This is a genomic window from Demequina lutea (assembly GCF_013409005.1).
Taxonomy (GTDB): domain Bacteria; phylum Actinomycetota; class Actinomycetes; order Actinomycetales; family Demequinaceae; genus Demequina; species Demequina lutea.
Genome location: NZ_JACBZO010000001.1, coordinates 769,914 through 787,184 on the forward strand (window position 1 = coordinate 769,914; position 17,271 = coordinate 787,184).

Annotated in this window: 19 protein-coding genes; 17 read left to right on the top strand and 2 right to left on the bottom strand. The window is 66.3% G+C overall.

Annotated elements, in window-relative coordinates; translation table 11 throughout:
* The first annotated feature begins 114 nt into the window (after positions 1 to 114).
* From BKA03_RS03815 to BKA03_RS03845, 7 genes are all read left to right on the top strand, one after another.
* Positions 115 to 1,104: a DNA-directed RNA polymerase subunit alpha gene (locus BKA03_RS03815; protein WP_062074695.1), complete on the top strand. Its 990-nt coding sequence runs from the start codon at positions 115 to 117 to the stop codon at positions 1,102 to 1,104.
* Positions 1,105 to 1,122: 18 nt separating this feature from the next.
* The gene (gene rplQ, locus BKA03_RS03820; protein ID WP_062074573.1) at positions 1,123 to 1,755 is read left to right on the top strand and encodes a 50S ribosomal protein L17; all 633 of its coding nucleotides are present in this window, start codon (positions 1,123 to 1,125) and stop codon (positions 1,753 to 1,755) included.
* 26 nt (positions 1,756 to 1,781) lie between these two features.
* A complete protein-coding gene (gene truA / locus BKA03_RS03825; protein WP_062074572.1) occupies positions 1,782 to 2,681 on the top strand; it encodes a tRNA pseudouridine(38-40) synthase TruA in 900 nt (299 codons plus the stop codon).
* A 368-nt stretch (positions 2,682 to 3,049) separates the two neighbouring features.
* A complete protein-coding gene (rplM, locus tag BKA03_RS03830) occupies positions 3,050 to 3,493 on the top strand; it encodes a 50S ribosomal protein L13 (RefSeq protein WP_062074571.1) in 444 nt (147 codons plus the stop codon).
* A gap of 24 nt (positions 3,494 to 3,517) precedes the next feature.
* Complete coding sequence (gene rpsI / locus BKA03_RS03835; RefSeq protein WP_062074570.1) at positions 3,518 to 4,027, top strand: 30S ribosomal protein S9; 510 nt, start codon at positions 3,518 to 3,520, stop codon at positions 4,025 to 4,027.
* Positions 4,028 to 4,040: 13 nt separating this feature from the next.
* Positions 4,041 to 5,402, top strand: coding sequence for a phosphoglucosamine mutase (gene glmM, locus BKA03_RS03840; protein ID WP_062074569.1), 1,362 nt, complete (start codon positions 4,041 to 4,043; stop codon positions 5,400 to 5,402).
* Positions 5,399 to 6,085 carry a DedA family protein gene (locus BKA03_RS03845; protein ID WP_062074568.1) on the top strand — a complete coding sequence of 229 codons (687 nt, stop codon included), beginning with the start codon at positions 5,399 to 5,401 and terminating at the stop codon, positions 6,083 to 6,085. Before glmM ends, BKA03_RS03845 begins: the two co-directional genes overlap by 4 nt.
* A gap of 44 nt (positions 6,086 to 6,129) precedes the next feature.
* On the opposite strand, the gene coaA is transcribed toward BKA03_RS03845, so the two are convergent.
* Positions 6,130 to 7,086 carry a type I pantothenate kinase gene (coaA, locus tag BKA03_RS03850; RefSeq protein WP_083971344.1) on the bottom strand — a complete coding sequence of 319 codons (957 nt, stop codon included), beginning with the start codon at positions 7,084 to 7,086 and terminating at the stop codon, positions 6,130 to 6,132.
* 78 nt (positions 7,087 to 7,164) lie between these two features.
* Between coaA and glmS the strand changes: the two genes are divergently transcribed.
* The 9 genes from glmS (at position 7,165) to BKA03_RS03895 (ending at position 15,507) form a co-directional block, all read left to right on the top strand.
* On the top strand, positions 7,165 to 9,030 hold the full coding sequence (glmS, locus tag BKA03_RS03855) for a glutamine--fructose-6-phosphate transaminase (isomerizing) (protein WP_062074567.1): 1,866 nt from the start codon (positions 7,165 to 7,167) through the stop codon (positions 9,028 to 9,030).
* A 3-nt stretch (positions 9,031 to 9,033) separates the two neighbouring features.
* Positions 9,034 to 9,390 carry a holo-ACP synthase gene (locus tag BKA03_RS03860; RefSeq protein WP_062074566.1) on the top strand — a complete coding sequence of 119 codons (357 nt, stop codon included), beginning with the start codon at positions 9,034 to 9,036 and terminating at the stop codon, positions 9,388 to 9,390.
* A complete protein-coding gene (gene alr, locus BKA03_RS03865) occupies positions 9,387 to 10,493 on the top strand; it encodes an alanine racemase (RefSeq protein ID WP_062074565.1) in 1,107 nt (368 codons plus the stop codon). Before BKA03_RS03860 ends, alr begins: the two co-directional genes overlap by 4 nt.
* Positions 10,490 to 10,990, top strand: a complete 501-nt coding sequence (tsaE, locus tag BKA03_RS03870; protein WP_062074564.1) for a tRNA (adenosine(37)-N6)-threonylcarbamoyltransferase complex ATPase subunit type 1 TsaE — start codon at positions 10,490 to 10,492, stop codon at positions 10,988 to 10,990. The genes alr and tsaE overlap by 4 nt, the downstream gene beginning before the upstream one ends.
* Positions 10,987 to 11,592, top strand: coding sequence for a tRNA (adenosine(37)-N6)-threonylcarbamoyltransferase complex dimerization subunit type 1 TsaB (gene tsaB, locus BKA03_RS03875; RefSeq protein WP_062074563.1), 606 nt, complete (start codon positions 10,987 to 10,989; stop codon positions 11,590 to 11,592). Before tsaE ends, tsaB begins: the two co-directional genes overlap by 4 nt.
* The gene (gene rimI, locus BKA03_RS03880) at positions 11,589 to 12,065 is read left to right on the top strand and encodes a ribosomal protein S18-alanine N-acetyltransferase (protein WP_062074562.1); all 477 of its coding nucleotides are present in this window, start codon (positions 11,589 to 11,591) and stop codon (positions 12,063 to 12,065) included. The genes tsaB and rimI overlap by 4 nt, the downstream gene beginning before the upstream one ends.
* A 129-nt stretch (positions 12,066 to 12,194) precedes the next feature.
* A complete protein-coding gene (gene tsaD / locus BKA03_RS03885; protein WP_062074561.1) occupies positions 12,195 to 13,232 on the top strand; it encodes a tRNA (adenosine(37)-N6)-threonylcarbamoyltransferase complex transferase subunit TsaD in 1,038 nt (345 codons plus the stop codon).
* On the top strand, positions 13,229 to 14,878 hold the full coding sequence (locus BKA03_RS03890) for a glycoside hydrolase family 3 N-terminal domain-containing protein (RefSeq protein WP_062074560.1): 1,650 nt from the start codon (positions 13,229 to 13,231) through the stop codon (positions 14,876 to 14,878). The genes tsaD and BKA03_RS03890 overlap by 4 nt, the downstream gene beginning before the upstream one ends.
* Positions 14,875 to 15,507, top strand: a complete 633-nt coding sequence (locus tag BKA03_RS03895) for a LysE/ArgO family amino acid transporter (RefSeq protein WP_062074559.1) — start codon at positions 14,875 to 14,877, stop codon at positions 15,505 to 15,507. Before BKA03_RS03890 ends, BKA03_RS03895 begins: the two co-directional genes overlap by 4 nt.
* A 9-nt stretch (positions 15,508 to 15,516) precedes the next feature.
* On the opposite strand, the gene BKA03_RS03900 is transcribed toward BKA03_RS03895, so the two are convergent.
* On the bottom strand, positions 15,517 to 16,707 hold the full coding sequence (locus tag BKA03_RS03900) for a THUMP-like domain-containing protein (protein ID WP_062074558.1): 1,191 nt from the start codon (positions 16,705 to 16,707) through the stop codon (positions 15,517 to 15,519).
* A 184-nt stretch (positions 16,708 to 16,891) separates the two neighbouring features.
* Between BKA03_RS03900 and groES the strand changes: the two genes are divergently transcribed.
* Positions 16,892 to 17,185, top strand: a complete 294-nt coding sequence (gene groES, locus BKA03_RS03905) for a co-chaperone GroES (RefSeq protein ID WP_062074557.1) — start codon at positions 16,892 to 16,894, stop codon at positions 17,183 to 17,185.
* Positions 17,186 to 17,271: the final 86 nt, after the last annotated feature.

Here is a 17,271-nt window from a genome sequence, read left to right on the forward strand (position 1 = left end):
TTCCGCGTTCACGACGCACCTCGGTGCGTCACCACACCAGACGTTGACACTCGCCGGAAAGGACAGCCGGCGGGATCGAGCATCAAATAGTGGATGCTCGGAAAGGAAGAGAAAGTGCTGATTGCACAGCGTCCCACCTTGACCGAGAAGGTCATTTCGGACAATCGCTCGCAGTTCTCGCTCAAGCCGCTGGAGCCTGGCTTCGGTTACACGCTTGGCAACTCGCTGCGTCGTACGCTGCTCTCGTCGATTCCCGGCGCTGCCGTGACGAGCGTGCGTTTCGAGGGTGTTCTTCACGAGTTCACGACGATTGAGGGTGTCAAGGAGGATGTCACCGAGATCCTCCTGAACCTCAAGAATCTTGTGGTCTCCTCGGAGCACGACGAGCCCGTCATCATGTACCTGCGCAAGTCGGGTGCAGGAGCGGTCACCGCCGCCGACATCGCCCCGCCTGCAGGCGTGGAGATTCACAACCCCGACCTTCACGTGGCAACGCTCAACTCGAAGGCCAAGTTCGAGGTCGAGCTCACGGTCGAGCGTGGTCGTGGCTACGTGCCTGCCGCCCTCAACAAGAGCTACGACGCCGAGATCGGTCAGATCCCTGTTGACTCGATCTACTCGCCCGTGCTCAAGGTGACGTACAAGGTTGAGGCCACTCGCGTGGCCCAGCGCACCGACTTCGACGAACTCATTCTTGACGTCGAAACCAAGTCTTCGATCTCCGCTCGCGACGCGGTCGCGTCGGCCGGCTCGACCCTGGTCGAGCTCTTCTCGCTCGCTCGTAGCCTCAATGAGGCCGCCGAGGGTATCGAGATCGGTCCGTCCGACACGGACGAGGCGCTCGAAGAGGACTACAACATGCCCATCGAGGACCTCAACCTGACGCAGCGTTCGTACAACTGCCTCAAGCGCGAGGGCATCCACACGGTCGGCGAGCTCACCGCTCGCTCCGAGACGGACCTCATGGACATCCGCAACTTCGGCCAGAAGTCGATCACCGAGGTGAAGGAAAAGCTCATCGAGCTTGGCTTCACCCTGAAGGACGGCGGCCATGAATATGACCCGTCGGCTTCCGGTGTGTACTTCTCCGGCGGCGACGAGTAACAAGGAGAATCACAGAGCATGCCTACCCCCACCAAGGGCCCTCGTCTCGGCGGAGGACCTGCCCACGAACGCCACATGCTGGCGAATCTGGCGCAGTCTCTTTTCGAGCACGGCCGCATCACCACCACGGAGGCTCGCGCCCGTCGCTTGCGTCCGTACGCCGAGCGTATGGTGACTTTTGCCAAGCGCGGCGACCTCGCAACGCGTCGTCGTGTCATGGGAATGATCTCGGACAAGGGCGTGGTGCACACGCTCTTCACCGAGATCGGCCCGGGCTTCGCCGATCGTGAGGGTGGTTACACCCGCATCGTCAAGATCAGCCCCCGCAAGGGCGACAACGCTCCCATGGCCGTGATCGAACTCGTTGAGTTCGGCACCCCCGCCAAGAAGGGCGTCGTCAAGGAGGCCACCAAGGCCACCAAGAAGTCGGCCCCCAAGACGGCTGACAAGGCTGAGAAGGCCGGCAAGGCCCCCAAGGCCGAGGTTCTCGAGATCGACCCCATGGAGGAGTCCGTCATCGAGGAGATCATCGACGAGACTGCCGCAGCCGAGGAGGCCGTTGCAGAGGATTCTGCAATGGACTCAGCGGTCGAGGAAGCTTCCGAATTCAAGGCGATGGGCAAGCCGAAGTCCGACAAGGACGCCAAGTAGCCCACACAGCATCCGAGGCGGGTCCCATGACGTTCACCATAGGTGGCGTGGTGCGGGCCCGCCTCGATCTGTCTTACGACGGGACGAATTTCAGCGGATGGGGCGTTCAGCCCGCGCTCAGGACGGTGCAGGGCGAGCTTGAGAGGGCTCTATGCCGCGTCGTGCGCGGTCCTGAAGGCTCTCAACTGGAGCCTTCGGACCTGCGGGTCACGGTCGCAGGCAGGACGGATGCAGGCGTTCATGCGCGGGGCCAGGTCGCCCACGTCGACATCACCCCCGATTCTTGGCAGCGGCTCGGAGGGCGATCGACGCACGACCCCGCCCAGGTGTTGCGCGAGCGCGTCAGCGGCGTGCTGCCAAACGACATCGTGATCCACTCGGCAACGCCAGCGCACGAGGGTTTCGACGCACGTTTTTCTGCTCTTGAGCGCCGCTACATCTACCGCATTGCGGACAACCAGGCAGGCAGGGACCCCCTCACCCGCCGCTACGTCACGTGGGCGGACCGCGACCTGGACGTGGAGGCGCTCAATGAAGCTTCGGCCACCCTGGCTGGGCTGAGGGACTTTGCGGTCTTCTGCAAGCCGCGTGAGGGCGCGACGACGGTGAGGGACCTCAAGCAGTTTTCCTGGGAGCGCGTGGTGACCGGCGCGGATGCAGGCCTGGTGATCGCGACGGTGAGAGCCGATGCATTCTGCCACTCGATGGTGCGCAGCCTCGTGGGGGCAGTCACGGCGATCGGAACGGGTAAGCGGGACCTCGGCTGGCTCGCGGCGCTCGCCGCCAAGGACCGCCGCGATGACGCGATCGAGGTGGCTCCCGCACGGGGCCTGACTCTCGAAGAGGTGCTGTACCCACCCGACGCCGAACTCGCCGCCCGCGCCCAGATCGCTCGCGCGCGACGTGGCGTCGAAGTCTGCGGCTAGTTTCGCAGACGTGTGGCGTGTCGTCGGGCGTTGCTGATCCGAACGGCGGCGGCGAGGCGGCCTCGGATCTCCGTCGTTGGCCAATCGGGGCAGTCGTATGCGGCTATTCTGAGAAACAATCCTGACGGAGGGGATGACCCTGACGCCGACGCTTCACGAGTGAAGTACGTTGACGTCGTGAACATCGCCTCCTTGGAACTTAGGCGTGCGCTTTGACTCAAATTGACCGGAGCGCAAAGCCGACGGTAGACTTGCCGGTCGTTGTGCGTTCCACGTGACCGGTGCAGTCTCAATCGCCGCCGCAGGACCCTCCGACCGTTCGATGCACCGCATCGTGCCACCGTTTTCACAGAGTAGAAGGCTTCATAGTGCGTACGTTTTCTCCCAAGCCGGGTGATGTGACCAAGACCTGGCACATCATCGATGCTTCTGACGTGGTCCTCGGTCGTCTGGCCTCTCAGGTCGCAGTGCTCCTTCGTGGCAAGCACAAGGCGACCTTTGCGCCTCACGTCGACTCCGGCGACTTCGTCATCGTCATCAATGCCGAGAAGGTTGCCCTGACCGGCAAGAAGCTCACCGACAAGATGGTCTACCGCCACTCGGGTTACCCGGGCGGCCTCAAGACCAAGGCGATCGGCGAGTTGCTCGCGACCAACCCCACACGCGTGATCGAAAACGCCGTGAGGGGCATGCTGCCTCGTACCAAGCTGGGCAAGGCGCAGATTTCCAAGCTCAAGGTGTACCCAGGTGCCGAGCACCCGCACGCCGCGCAGCAGCCCCAGCAATTCGAGATTTCCCAGGTTGCGCAGTAAGGCGCTGGACAAGGATTGAGTGACATGTCAGACGTAACCCCCGAGGTCGAGACCTCCACCGAAACCGTTGCAGACGCGACCGAAGAGACCCCCACGGAGTACACCTCCGAGACCGCGCCCGTGCGCGGCAAGGGCGTCTCCGAGATTGCTCCAGGAGCTGGCCTCGGCCGTCGCAAGCAGGCCATCGCCCGCGTGCGTCTGGTTCCGGGCACCGGCAAGTGGACCATCAACGGCCGCGACCTTGACAACTACTTCCCCAACAAGGTGCACCAGCAGCTCGTGAACTCACCGTTCGCGGTCCTGGACATCGAGGAGAAGTTCGATGTCCACGCCCGCATCGGCGGCGGTGGCCCCTCCGGCCAGGCAGGCGCGCTGCGCCTCGGCGTCGCTCGTGCGCTCAACGCCATTGACCTCGAGCACAACCGTGCCACGCTCAAGAAGGCCGGGTTCCTGACCCGTGACCCTCGCGTGGTGGAGCGCAAGAAGGCGGGTCTCAAGAAGGCCCGTCGCGCCCCTCAGTACTCGAAGCGCTAACCGGGAGGCGCGCATGGCGCGGCTGTTCGGCACGGACGGCGTCCGTGGGCTGGCAAACAGGGATATCACGGCCGAGCTTGCGCTCGACCTCGCCGTCGCTGCCGCCCACGTTCTTGCCGAACGTGGCGAGTTTTCGGGCCATCGACCGCGTGCAGTCCTTGGGCGTGACACCCGTGTGTCGAGCCAATTCCTGTCGTCCGCAGTGGCGGCGGGACTGGCGTCGGCGGGCGTCGACGTGCTCGATGTGGGAACTATCCCGACCCCGGCCATCGCGCACTTGACGGGCTCCACCGGCGCCGATCTCGGCGTGGTGATTTCTGCCTCGCATAACCCGATGCCCGACAACGGCATCAAGTTCTTCGCGCGCGGCGGGCTCAAGCTTCCCGACTCCGTCGAGGAGGCCATCGAGGCGCGCATCGGGGAACCGTGGGAGCGACCCACCGGCGCCGACGTGGGCGATATCACCGTAGCGAGTGACCTTGGCGGGGACTATGTGGTGCACCTTGCCGCTTCGGTCGCCGACTTTGCCGGGCGCGAGGCACCACTCAGCGGCCTCACGATCGTGGTCGATGGCGCTCACGGCGCGGCGTCAACGATTGGCCCGGCGGCCCTCAGGGCCGCGGGGGCGCGCGTCATCACGATTCACTGCGAGCCCGACGGCCGCAACATCAACGCGAATGCGGGCTCCACCCACATGGGGCTACTGTGCGAGGCCGTGGTGAGCAACGGTGCGGACATGGGCGTCGCGTATGACGGCGATGCCGATCGCTGCCTGGCAGTTGACCACACCGGCGCGATCGTCAACGGCGATCTGATGATGGGTTTGCTCGCGCTCGCGATGCGAGACGCCGGTTCGCTGTATCGCCAAACGATGGTGGCCACGGTCATGTCGAACCTCGGCCTACATCACGCGATGAGGGACGCAGGCATTGACATCGTTGAGACCGCTGTGGGCGACCGCTATGTACTCGAGGCGATGCGCGAGGGCGGATACACGCTGGGCGGAGAGCAGTCGGGTCACATCATCGTGTCCCGCTATGCCTCGACCGGTGACGGGGTCCTCAGTTCGCTTCTTCTCGCGTCCGCCGTCGCGGCGGGAGGCCCGTTGCGAGACCTTGCGGCGGGCATCGCCACGCTTCCGCAGGTGTTGGTCAACGTCTCAGGGGTTGACCGCTCGCGCGTCCACACCGATGAGGAACTGACCCGTGAGGTCGACCGCGTACGCACCGAACTAGGCGACGCCGGTCGGGTCTTGCTGCGAGCTTCAGGCACGGAACCGCTCGTGAGGGTCATGGTCGAGGCGGAAACGATGGACAACGCGCGGACCCACGCGGATTCTCTCGCGGCGACGGTGGCTGACAGACTGGCCCTGTGAACACATTCTGGGACTGGGTGGTCCACCTCTCGGCGAACCTCAACTCGGGCATCCTGTCCCTTGTCGAGTCGATCTGGCTGTACCCCTCGGTCTTTGCGGTCGCGCTCTTTGACGCGATCATCCCCATATTTCCCAGCGAGTCGGTGGTGATCGGTTCCGCCTCGGCGTGGCAATCCGTCGGCCACCCGAACCTGGTCTTCCTCTTCATCGTGGCCGCGGCTGGCGCGTGGTGTGGCGATCAGACCGCGTACCTCATTGGCACCCGCCTGGACGTGCGCTCGATCAAGTTCTTCCGCCGTCCCAAGGTGCTTGCGGCGCTCGACTGGGCCGAGCGTTCGCTCGAGCACAGGGGGGCGCTGTACATCATCGCGGCGCGCTTCATTCCGATGGGCCGCGTGGCCGTCAACCTGACCGCCGGCGCCCTGCGGTATCCGCATCGGCGATTCATGGCCGTCGACGCCGTTGCCACGTCAATCTGGGCGGCCTGGGGCATCCTCATCGGCACCGTGGCCGCGAGCCTGCTTGGCAACAACTTGCTCCTGTCGATCGCGGTCGGTGTCACGGGAGGCGTGCTCTTGGGCCTCGCCGTCGAGAAGGTCATGGCGCTCTTCGGCCTCACGGCACCAGAGATGCCCGACCTCGCGGGAGAGATCGAGCACCGCGAGGAGCCCGCCAGCGAGTGACGATTGCGTCGCCCTCGCCGTTGCCGCGTCGGGGAGCCCCGCCGCTAGATCTTGCGCATGTGGACCGATTCCACCGCATGGTTCCTGCTCTTGCGGAGGATGATCGTGGCGCGCGAGCGGGTCGGCTCAATATTTCGCTCAAGGTTGGGCGCGTTGATGGTGTCCCAGATGAATGAGGCGCGTTCGACGGCCTGAGTGTCGGTAAGCGATGCATAGTTCTTGAAGTAGCTGTCTTCGCGCGCGAACGCCGTCGCCCTGAACGACAAGAAGCGCTCGATGTACCAGGCCCGCACATGCGCGGGATCGGCGTCGACGTAGATCGAGACGTCGAAGTAGTCCGACACGGCGAGGGCCGGGCTCTCACGCGTGCGCACGGCGGCCGGTTGCAGCACATTGAGGCCCTCGACAATGAGCACGTCCGGATGGCTCACGGTGACGCACTCGTCGGGAATGATGTCGTACGTCACGTGCGAATACACCGGCGCGCTGACCTCGGCCACACCCGACTTCACGGCCGCGATGAAGTGGCGCAGCGCCTGCCTGTCGTACGACTCAGGGAAGCCCTTGCGGGCCATCAGCCCGCGTTCCTCGAGGATCGCGTTGGGGAGCAGGAAGCCATCTGTCGTCACGAGTTCCACACGCGGGGAAGACGGCCACCTGGCAAGCAGTTCCCTCAAGACGCGAGCCGTCGTCGACTTGCCCACGGCGACCGACCCGGCGATGCCGATCACGAACGGCGTTCGCGAGGCGCGCTCACCCAGGAAGGCGCTCGTCGCCTGGTGAAGGGCTCCGACTGCCTCCGAGTGCAGCGTGAGCAATCGCGACAGCGGCCGGTAGATCTGATCGACCTCGGCAAGGTCTATCGGATCCCCGAGTCCGCGAACTCTGGCCACGTCCGCGTCGGTCAGGGGCAGTGGAGTGTTGTGGGCGAGTTCCGCCCACTCGGCACGAGTGAACGACAGAAATGGACTCGCCAATGCGTCGTTGTTCCTCGCGGTCACTCATCCATTGTGGGGCATTGGCTGGAGTTCTTAGTGCGCCGACCTCTCGGCGCCGCTACGCAAACTAGACTCGCTCCCATGTGCGGAATCGTGGGCTATGTCGGATCGGGCGAGCCGAGTGCTAGGGCCGAGGGTGTGGTCATGGGCGGACTTGAACGCCTGGAGTATCGCGGGTACGACTCCGCGGGGATTGCGGTCGTGGTGCCGGGCAGCCCCGTGCTCGCCATGGCCAAGAAGGCCGGAAAACTCACCAATCTCGCGAAACTGCTCGCCGAGACGCCGCTTCCGCACGGCACCGCCGCGATCGGCCACACCAGGTGGGCGACTCACGGCTCGCCGACGGACGCGAACGCCCACCCTCACCTCGCCGCAGGCGGGCGCATCGCGATCATTCACAACGGCATCATTGAGAACTACGCGCCGCTCAGGGCGGAGTTGCTCGCGTCTGGCGTCCAGTTCTTGTCCGACACCGACACCGAGGTGGCGGGGCACCTTCTGGCTCGCTACGTCGACGGGGGCTTGAGTCTGGTCGACGCGATGCGCGCCGTGGCTCGCAGGCTCGAGGGGGCCTTTACTCTCCTGGCCATCGACGCCAACGAGCCCCACGTGGTCGTCGGGACAAGGCGAAATTCTCCGCTCGTGATCGGCATCGGCGATGGGGAGAACTTCCTTGGCTCTGATGTGGTCGCCTTCATCGAGTACACGAAGACGGCTCTGGAACTCGGACAGGATGAGGTTGTCGAAATCACCCCTGAGGGGGTGAGTATTACCGACCTGGGAGGCTCTCCCGTCGCGCGCGAGCCGTTTACCGTCACGTGGGACGCATCGGCCGCGCAGAAGGGCGGCTTCGCCTCCTTCATGGACAAGGAGATTCACGACCAGCCGAGTGCCGTGGCGGATACCCTCCGTGGCCGGCTCGACGAACGCGGCAAGCTCAAGCTCGACGAGGGAATCATCGCCGAGACCGTGCTCGGGGCCGTCGACAAGATCATCGTCGTAGCGTGCGGCACGGCCTTCTACGCCGGGATGGTTGCCAAGTACGCGATCGAGCACTGGACCCGCATCCCCGTCGAGGTCGAGCTCGCGCATGAGTTCAGGTACCGGGACCCCGTTCTCTCGGTACGGACGCTGGTCGTAGCGTTCAGCCAGTCGGGCGAGACCATGGACACGATCATGGCGGTGCGTCACGCGCAGCAGCAAGGCGCGCCGGTGGTCGCGATCATCAACGTCCAAGGCTCGACGATCGCGCGCGAAGCCGATGCGGTGCTCTACACCCGCGCCGGACCCGAGATTGCGGTGGCTTCCACGAAGGCGTTCCTCGCCCAGATCGCCGCCTCTTACCTGCTCGGCATCTACCTCGCGGAGTTGCGTGGCAACAAGTTCCCCGACGAGATCGCCGCGCTGCTTGCCGAACTCAACGAGATGCCAGCCAAGATCCAACTCGTGTTGGATACGAGTGAGCCTGTGCGTGAGCTCGCCCACTCGATGGTCAACGAGCGCACGGTCCTCTTCCTCGGCCGCCACATCGGCTACCCAGTGGCGCTCGAGGGTGCACTCAAGCTCAAGGAACTCGCGTACATTCACGCCGAAGGGTTCGCGGCGGGAGAACTCAAGCACGGTCCCATCGCGCTGATCGAACCTGGGCAGCCGGTGTTCATCGTCTTGCCAAGCCCGCGCGGCAAGGAGGTACTGCACTCCAAGGTGATCTCGAATATCCAGGAGGTCAGGGCGCGCGGCGCACGGACATTCGTCATTGCGGAAGAGGGAGACACCGAGGCCGCCCATTATGCGGATCACCTGTTCACGGTCCCTCAGACGCCCACGCTTCTCATGCCGCTCCTGACCGTAGTGCCGTTGCAGATATTCGCTCTCGAGCTGGCCTCTGCCAAGGGCTTCGACGTTGACCAACCGCGAAACCTCGCCAAGTCCGTCACCGTGGAATAGCGCATGGCCATCGTCGGCGTGGGTATCGATGTGGTCGAACTCGAACGATTTGATCGCGCGGTGGAGCGCTCCCCCCGGTTCCTCGAGAGGGTATTCACCCCCGCGGAGCGAGAGTTCGGTCGCCATTCGCTCGCCGCCCGCTGGGCCGCCAAAGAGGCTCTCGCAAAAGCGCTCGGCGCACCCGCAGGGCTGGTGTGGCGCGATGCCGAAGTGCTGCGTGATCGATCCGGCCGACCCCGCCTTGAGGTGAGCGGCACCGTGGCGGCGCGCGCGCAGGAGCTCGGAGTTGCTACGTTTCATGTGTCCCTTTCTCACGACGCCGGGGTGGCGTCGGCCATAGTGATTGCGGAGGCGACGTGAGCAGACTGACGGTCAAGATTGACACCGACGCGATCACCAGTAATGTGGCGACGCTCGTGGGCCGGACTACTGCCGCGGTGATGGCGGTCGTCAAGGCCGATGGCTACGGGCACGGCCTTGTCGAGGCCGGCCGCGCTGCCCGCGCCGGAGGCGCCACCTGGTTGGGCGTGGCCCAACCACACGAGGCCCTCGAGTTGCGGGCGTTGGGCGACGAGGGCCGCATCCTCACGTGGCTCTATGGCCCTGACTTCCCAGCGCGCGAGCTGATCGAGGCGGGCGTCGACGTGTCTGTGAGCTCGGCCGAGGTGCTTGGCGAGATCGTGGCGGTCTCGCGAGACGGTGCGCCGTGCCCTCGCGTACACATCGCCGTCGACACAGGATTAGGGCGCGAGGGCGTCACTCTTGCGGAACTTCCAGGACTCCTCGAGCTTGTCAAGGCGGCGCAACGCGAAGGCCTGGTGCGAGTGGTCGGCATGTGGTCCCACCTGGCCTGGGCCGATGCGCCTGGCCACCCCACGATTGACCTGCAGGCGCGAGTGTTCCGTCAGGCGCTCGTGATCGCGCAACAGGCCTCGATCGCACTCGAGGTGAGGCACCTGGCCAACTCGGCCTGCACTCTTACCCGCCCCGATCTGCACTTCGACCTGGTCCGCCCGGGAATCGCCATCTACGGGCTGCCTCCCGTTGAGGACCCCGAGGGCAAGAACTTCGGCCTCAAGCCGGCGATGAGCGTCACGAGCGAGATCATCCTGGTCAAGGATGTTCCCGCTGGTCAGGGAGTGAGCTACGGCCACGAATATGTGACCGTCCACCCCACCACGCTTGGCCTGGTCAGCGCCGGATATGCGGATGGAGTCTTCCGTGCCGCGGGCTCGGTTGCGGAGGTTTCCGTGCGCGGTCGTCGCTATCGCATCGCGGGCCGCGTGTGTATGGATCAATTCGTGATCGATCTCGGACCCGCCACCACGGTGTGCGTCGGCGATGAGGTGACGCTCATCGGGCCCGGAGGCCCGAGCGCACAGGACTGGGCGACCGCCGTTGGCACGATCGACTACGAGATCGTGTGCCGCTTTGGTGGCTCGCGCCCCAAAACGTTTTCATGAGGTATCGCATCAAGGACGGTGAATCCATGCGCGAGCTTGGTCGCGCAATGGCGCAGGCCTTGAGGGCGGGCGACCTGGTGATCCTTGCAGGCGGGCTCGGCGCGGGCAAGACGACGCTCGTTCAGGGCATCGGCGCGGGGCTTGGCGTGCGTGGCCAAGTGGCGAGCCCCACCTTCATCATCTCGCGAGCCCACGAGCCCGCCGCCGACGGGCCGTGGCTGGTGCACGTAGACGCGTACAGGCTCGGATCTCTCGCCGAATTGGATCACCTTGACCTCGACGATTCGACCGACGAGGCTGTCACCGTGGTCGAGTGGGGCGAGGGCAAAGCAGAGTCGCTGGCCGACGGGCACGCGCTCATCACCATCGATCGCGCGCGTGGCGCCTTCGCCGAGGGCGAGGATCCCGCCGCAGGCGAGCGAGTCGTGACGGTCACCACGAGCGGCGACGCCTGGCAGGGGCGCCCGTGGCCGCAAGCGGAGGATGGGCAGTCATGATCGTCGCGATCGACACCTCGTCGGCCATTGCCGTCGCGATCACGGACGCCGACGCGACGGTGGCCCTCGGGCGAGCGAGCGTGTTTTCCCCGCGCGGCCACGCCGAGCTGTTGAGCGACCTGGTGCGCCAGGCGCTTGCCGAGGCGAGTGTCACGCGCGCCGATATCACCGCGGTGGTCGCGGGCACGGGACCCGCGCCGTTCACGGGACTGCGGGTCGGTCTGGTGACGGCTCGGACCCTCGCGCTCGCGTGGAAGGTTCCCGCATGGGGCGTGTGTTCTCTTGACGCCATCGGCGCGGAGCACGGGGACGTGCTCGCCGTGGCCGATGCGCGCCGGCGCGAGGTGTACTGGGCCCGGTACGCGGGGGGGCTGCGAATCGCAGGCCCCGAGGTCGGAACCCCGGCGTCGGTACTCGTCGAGGAGGGCGAGATGGTTGTGGGCAGGGGAGCGGTGCTGTACCCCGACGCCTTTCCAGGCGCGATCGACGCCGACCCCGACCCGCTGTGGCTTGCCAAGGAGGCCGTGCGCCGACGGGCCGCGGGCGAAGACTTGCCCACCGAGCCGCTCTATTTGCGCAGGCCAGACGTGCACGGCGCATGACCGATGAGCGCATCAGGGACCTCGTCGAGGCCGACCTGCCATGGATGGCCCAAGTGGAGAGGGACCTCTTTGCCAACGCCGCGTGGTCGGAGGCGCTGATTCGTGAGGATTGGCGATATGGCACGTGCCGGTACCGCGCAGTGGAGATCGACGGTTCGCTGGCCGGCTACGCGGTGTACGGCTACGACGGAGACGCCTTTCACCTGATGAACCTTGCGATCGTTCCGGACTTTAGGGGTCGCGGCCTGGCGAAGGTACTCGTGGGGGAGTTCTTGGACGAGGCCGCGCGGCACAAGGCTCCCGATGCGTGGCTCGAGGTCGCAGTCAACAATGAGGCGGCGCTGGGGCTCTATGAGGCGCTCGGATTCGAAATCGTGCGCACGAGGCGCAAGTACTACCAGCCTGGCGGCATCGATGCGCTCGTCATGCGCAAGGAGCTGCGGCCCTACGTGCCGGAAACGCCGAACGCGTGAACCGTCCGGCCTAGAAGATGCGCGCGACGTCCTCCCACGAGGGCCCGGGTCTGAGGTCAACCGCGCTGAACGCCTCCGCTCGCTCCTTGCCGCCCTTTCGCACGATCCTCGCCGTCTAGAGTTGCTTCCATGGAACTGGTCCTTGGGCTTGAGTCCACGTGCGACGAAACGGGCGTGGCACTTGTGCGCGGCCGCGAACTCATTGCCGACGTTGTGGCGTCCTCTATGGACGAGCACGCCCGGTTCGGCGGCATCATTCCCGAGGTCGCCTCGCGTGCCCATCTGGAGGCGTTCGTCCCTACGGTGGAGGAGGCCCTCGCCCGCGCGGGGTGCTCGCTCGACGATGTCGACGCGATCGCCGTTGCCGCAGGCCCCGGCCTTGTGGGCTCGCTGACGGTGGGAGTCGCGGCCGCGAAGGCGCTCTCTCTCGCGCTCGACCGCCCGCTCTATGGGGTCAACCACGTCATCGGCCACGCCGCGGTGGACGAGCTTGTCCACGGCGCTTTTCCCGATCGCACGATGGCCCTCGTCGTCTCGGGCGGGCACTCGTCCCTCTTGCTTGTCGACGACATCGCGACTCGCGTCACGGAGCTTGGACACACCCTCGACGACGCGGCAGGCGAGGCATTCGACAAGGTCGGCAGGCTCCTGGGGCTGCCCTATCCGGGCGGGCCCCACGTCGACAGGCTCGCTCGTGAGGGCAATCCGACCGCCATCAGGTTCCCTCGCGCCCTGACGTTGCCGAAGGACCGCGAGCGCCACGCCTACGACTTCTCGTTCTCCGGGCTTAAGACCGCCGTCGCCCGCTGGGTCGAGGCCGCGGAGGACTCAGGCAGGCCCATCCCGGTGGCCGATGTCGCCGCCTCCTTCGCCGCGGCCGTCGCCGACGTCTTGGTGTCCAAGACGCTCGATGCCTGCGAGAGGCACGAGGTGGACACCCTGGTGATCGGCGGCGGATTCTCCGCCAATAGTCAGTTGCGAGAACTCGCGCTCGCGAGGGGCGCTGAACGAGGCATCGAGGTGCGCATTCCGCCTCTCAAGTACTGCACGGACAACGGGGCGATGATCGCCGCGCTTGGGGCCGCCGTGGTCGCGCGCGGCGTGGCACCGAGCGCGCTCACGATCGGTGTGAACTCGTCGATGCCGCTCGAAACCATCACGGTATGAGGCGCTCGAGGGTCATCGCCGCGGCCACCGCGATTGCGGTGGTTGCTGGAGGTTCCGCGGCGTGGGTCGCGTTGCGACAGGGCGGGCAGGGCCACGGAGCCGCCGTGGCGGACGCCGTGGTCGCACCCATCGCCGCACCGGTGGAGAGGGCTCCCCTGGAGGTGCCTGCGGATCTGGCTTGGGGGCCGTCCGTCGTCGACTACGCGGACGCGGTTGCTACGGCGAGTGATCTTCCTCTCGATGTGGCGGCCGGGCAGGTGATCGTCGCGACAGTGAGCAGCCCCGATCCCGCAACCGCGGCCTCCCTGGTCAGCGCGCAACACTTGGCGGGCGTGATTCTGATGGGCGGTGCCATCACCGACGCCTCCCAGGTAGGGGCACTCGCGGCCGCGGTACAGGCGGCCGCTGCCGAGGACGGGCGCAGCTGGCCCGCGGTCGTGTCGACCGATCAGGAGGGTGGGCCCGTGTCTCGACTTTCCGGGGTCATTCCGGGCCTTCCCGCCTTCATGGCGGCCGGTTCGATCCCAGACAAGACGGTGGTGGCGAACGCGTACGAGTCCGCCGCCCGCGACATGAGGGCGCTGGGAGTAAACGTCGATTGGGCCCCCGACGCTGACGTGACCGTGGGGTTGGCCGATCCCACGATTCGGGTACGCTCGGCGGGCTCGGATCCCGCGCGTGTGGCGGACACGGTGGATGCGGCCGTGAAGGGCCTGCTCGCGGGAGGCGTCATCCCCGCGATCAAGCACTTCCCAGGTCATGGATCGGTGACCACCGACTCTCACGTCTCGGTGCCCGTCCAAACCGCCACCGTGGCGCAGCTCGAGACCGCCGACTTGGTGCCATTCGCCCAGGCGATTGCCGACGGCGCACCCGTCGTCATGATGGGGCACATTGCGGTGGCGGAATGGGGCGGAGTGCCGGCAACGGTGAGCCCCCGGGCGTACGCGTATGTGAGGAAGTCGCTCGGATTCACGGGGGTCGTTGTCACCGACGCCCTCAATATGGGGGCAATCACCGATTCCTTCGCGCCCGGCGACTCGGAGGTCGCCGCTCTCGCCGCAGGCGCCGACCTCTTGCTCATGCCTCGTGACCCCGCCGCCGCCCGTCAGGCGATCATTGCCGCCGTCCAGAACGGAACGTTGTCGCGCGACCGGCTCGACGAGGCCGTCGCGCGCGTGTCCTCGCTGATGACGCTCCAACAACGACGCGCCGAGGCCTCTGATACCAAGACAGTCGAATCGAACTCCGGAGCTAACTACGCCCGTGCCTTCGCGGCATCGGCCGCCACGGTGTCAGCGGCGTCGTGCACCGGGCCGTATGTGGGATCGAGCGTCACGATCAGGGGGGGCTGGCCGGGGGAGAGGCAGGCCCTCGCCGACGCCCTGGCTGGCTACGGCATCACGACGGGCGGCGGAACGACCATTCTCCTCCTCGGCTCGGCGACGGGCTCTGGTCGCGCCGACGTCGTGGTGGCGATGGACGGCCCCTGGGGGCTTCCGAAGTCGACCGCGAGCGTCTATGTCGGGCTGTATGGGCGGTCGAATGAGGCGCTCGCGGGATTGGCGGACGTGCTCGCCGGCGCGGTCACGCCCACGGGGCAGTGGGCGGTTGCGGGGATGCCCCCCGCTTGCGGGACTGCATGACGTTCCTGGCGGGGCTTGGACTTGGCCTGTCGCTCATCGTCGCGATCGGCGCGCAAAACGTTTTCGTCCTCCGCCAAGGTGTGCGGCGCGAACGCGTGGCGCTCGTGGTCGCGATTTGTGCGGTGTCCGATGCGTTGCTCATCGCAGCGGGGGTGTCTGGCGTCGGCTTGGCGGCGGCGACCTTCCCTTGGCTCTTGACGGCGGCGCGCTGGGCCGGCGCGGCCTTCTTGGTGACGTACGGCCTTCTTGCCGCGCGTCGGGCGTTCACGGAGGATCATGGCCTCGACTCTTCGCGGGCGGGAAACGGCTCACCGTCGGGAAGTGAGGCGCGGCGCGGTGAAACGGCCGCGCGCGTTGCCCTCACATGCGTGGCGCTCACGTGGCTCAACCCCCACGTCTACCTCGACACGGTGTTCCTCGTCGGCTCCGTGGCCGCCGCCCACGGCGACGCAAAGTGGCTCTTTGCCGCAGGCGCCGCGACGGGGAGCCTGGTGTGGTTCGCGGCGCTTGGCTACGGAGCGAGGTACGTGGGGCGCTGGCTCTCCGGACCGCGTGCTTGGCGGTTCCTGGATGCCGCGATCGCCGTGGTCATGATCGCGATCGCGGCGAGCTTGATCATGGGTGCGTGACGGGCCGGGCTACGCGTTCGGCGATTCGACGCGTTCCGCGATGATCGCCAACCGTGCGCCGTCGACACGTATCAGGATGACGGTCGCGCTCGTGTCTCCCTTGAGCTTGAGGCGAGGCCTCAGCGCTGCGGGGTCGATGTCCATCCCGCGCTTCTTGATTTCCAGGGTTCCGATTCCCCTGGCGGCGAGCGCAGATGCCAATCGCTTCTCCGAGTACGGCAGCGTCTCGACGACCCTGAATCCGGTGGCGAAGGGCGTCGAGAGAGGTGCATCGCACGTGAGATAGGCGATGTGAGGGTCGATCAGCGTCGCCCCGACGGTCGCCGCCATGGGCCCGACGAGTCCCGACCTGATCACCGCGCCGTCCGGTTCGTAGACGTAGGCCCCAAGCGGGCCGACCTCCCCAGGTAAGGGCTCGCCCTCGAAGAGGTGAGAGGAACCCCCGCGCAGGACGAGCGCAGAGTGCCCGCGCGTTCTCGCGAGCCTTCCCGTCCACAGACCCATCTCGACCACGTCGCCATCCATGCTGACCCACTGCGCCTCGGTATCGGGTGGCACCGCGCTGTGCGGAAGCGCGGGGCTCAATTTGATTCCCATGTCCGGCCATGTGGACCGCAGGTCGAGGATGTCGTCGAGAGGGGGAGAGTAGTCGCGCGGGTCGTGCCTTCGGCCGCGACCGTCCCTGCGCGCGGGGTCCACGAAGAGGGCTTCCGCATCGATGTGGCCCGATGCCAAGGTGGCCATTGCATCGGCGTGGACCACACGCGCGTCGTCCCAATGGCGCAGGTTGTGGTCCGCGAGCAGGGCTGTCGCCTCATCGCGCTCAAAGGCGAGCACGGATAACCCCAAGGAGGCGAAGGCCATCGAATCGGCACCGAGGCCGCACGTGAGGTCCGCCACCGAGCCGAAACCCGCATCGAGGTAGCGCTTGGCATGGTGAGCGGCGACGGCGAGGCGTGTCGCTTGTTCGAGCCCGTCCTGAGTGAAGAGCATGCCATCCGCGAACGGGCCGAACTTGGACGCGGCGGCCGCGCGTAGCCGTGCCTGCGTCATGGCCGCGGCCACGACGGCCGGATCAGCGCCGCCGGAGCGGAGTTGGCTCGCCAACGTCAGCGCGTGAGCGGGGTCATACGGCGGCATTGAAGCCAAGAGGGCCAGGGCCGCTGGGGACGTGGCAAGGCGAGCGGCGTCTGCTTCCATGGATTGATCCTGGCATGCCCGGGGTTTCACGGGTGGCGAAAGCGCAGTGTTCGGTTAGCACTCGCAGCCGGGGAGTGCTAAATTGCTGATGTTCCCTCAAGGGAACGCGGCCACAGCCCGACCCCCGCGACGGCGGGCAAGTAGCCGAATCACATCGTCTCGTTCAAGGAAGGTGAGGTCCGCTGTGTCGGTCTCTATCAAGCCTCTCGAGGACAAGGTTGTAGTCAAGCCGGCGACCGCCGAGAAGACAACTGCCTCAGGTCTCGTGATCCCTGACACTGCCAAGGAAAAGCCCCAAGAGGGCGAGATTGTCGCGGTCGGCCCCGGCCGCATCGATGACAATGGCAACCGTATTCCGCTGGATGTCGCCGTGGGTAACCGCGTGATGTACAGCAAGTACGGCGGCACCGAGGTCAAGTACGCGGGTGAGGATTACCTCATCCTGTCCGTGCGTGACCTTCTCGCCATCGTCGACTAGGCGCTGTCTGTTCTCAATCGCGATCTAGCGATCGCATGCACGAAGGCCCCGGAGATTTCTCTCTGGGGCTTTCGTGTTTTCAGGGC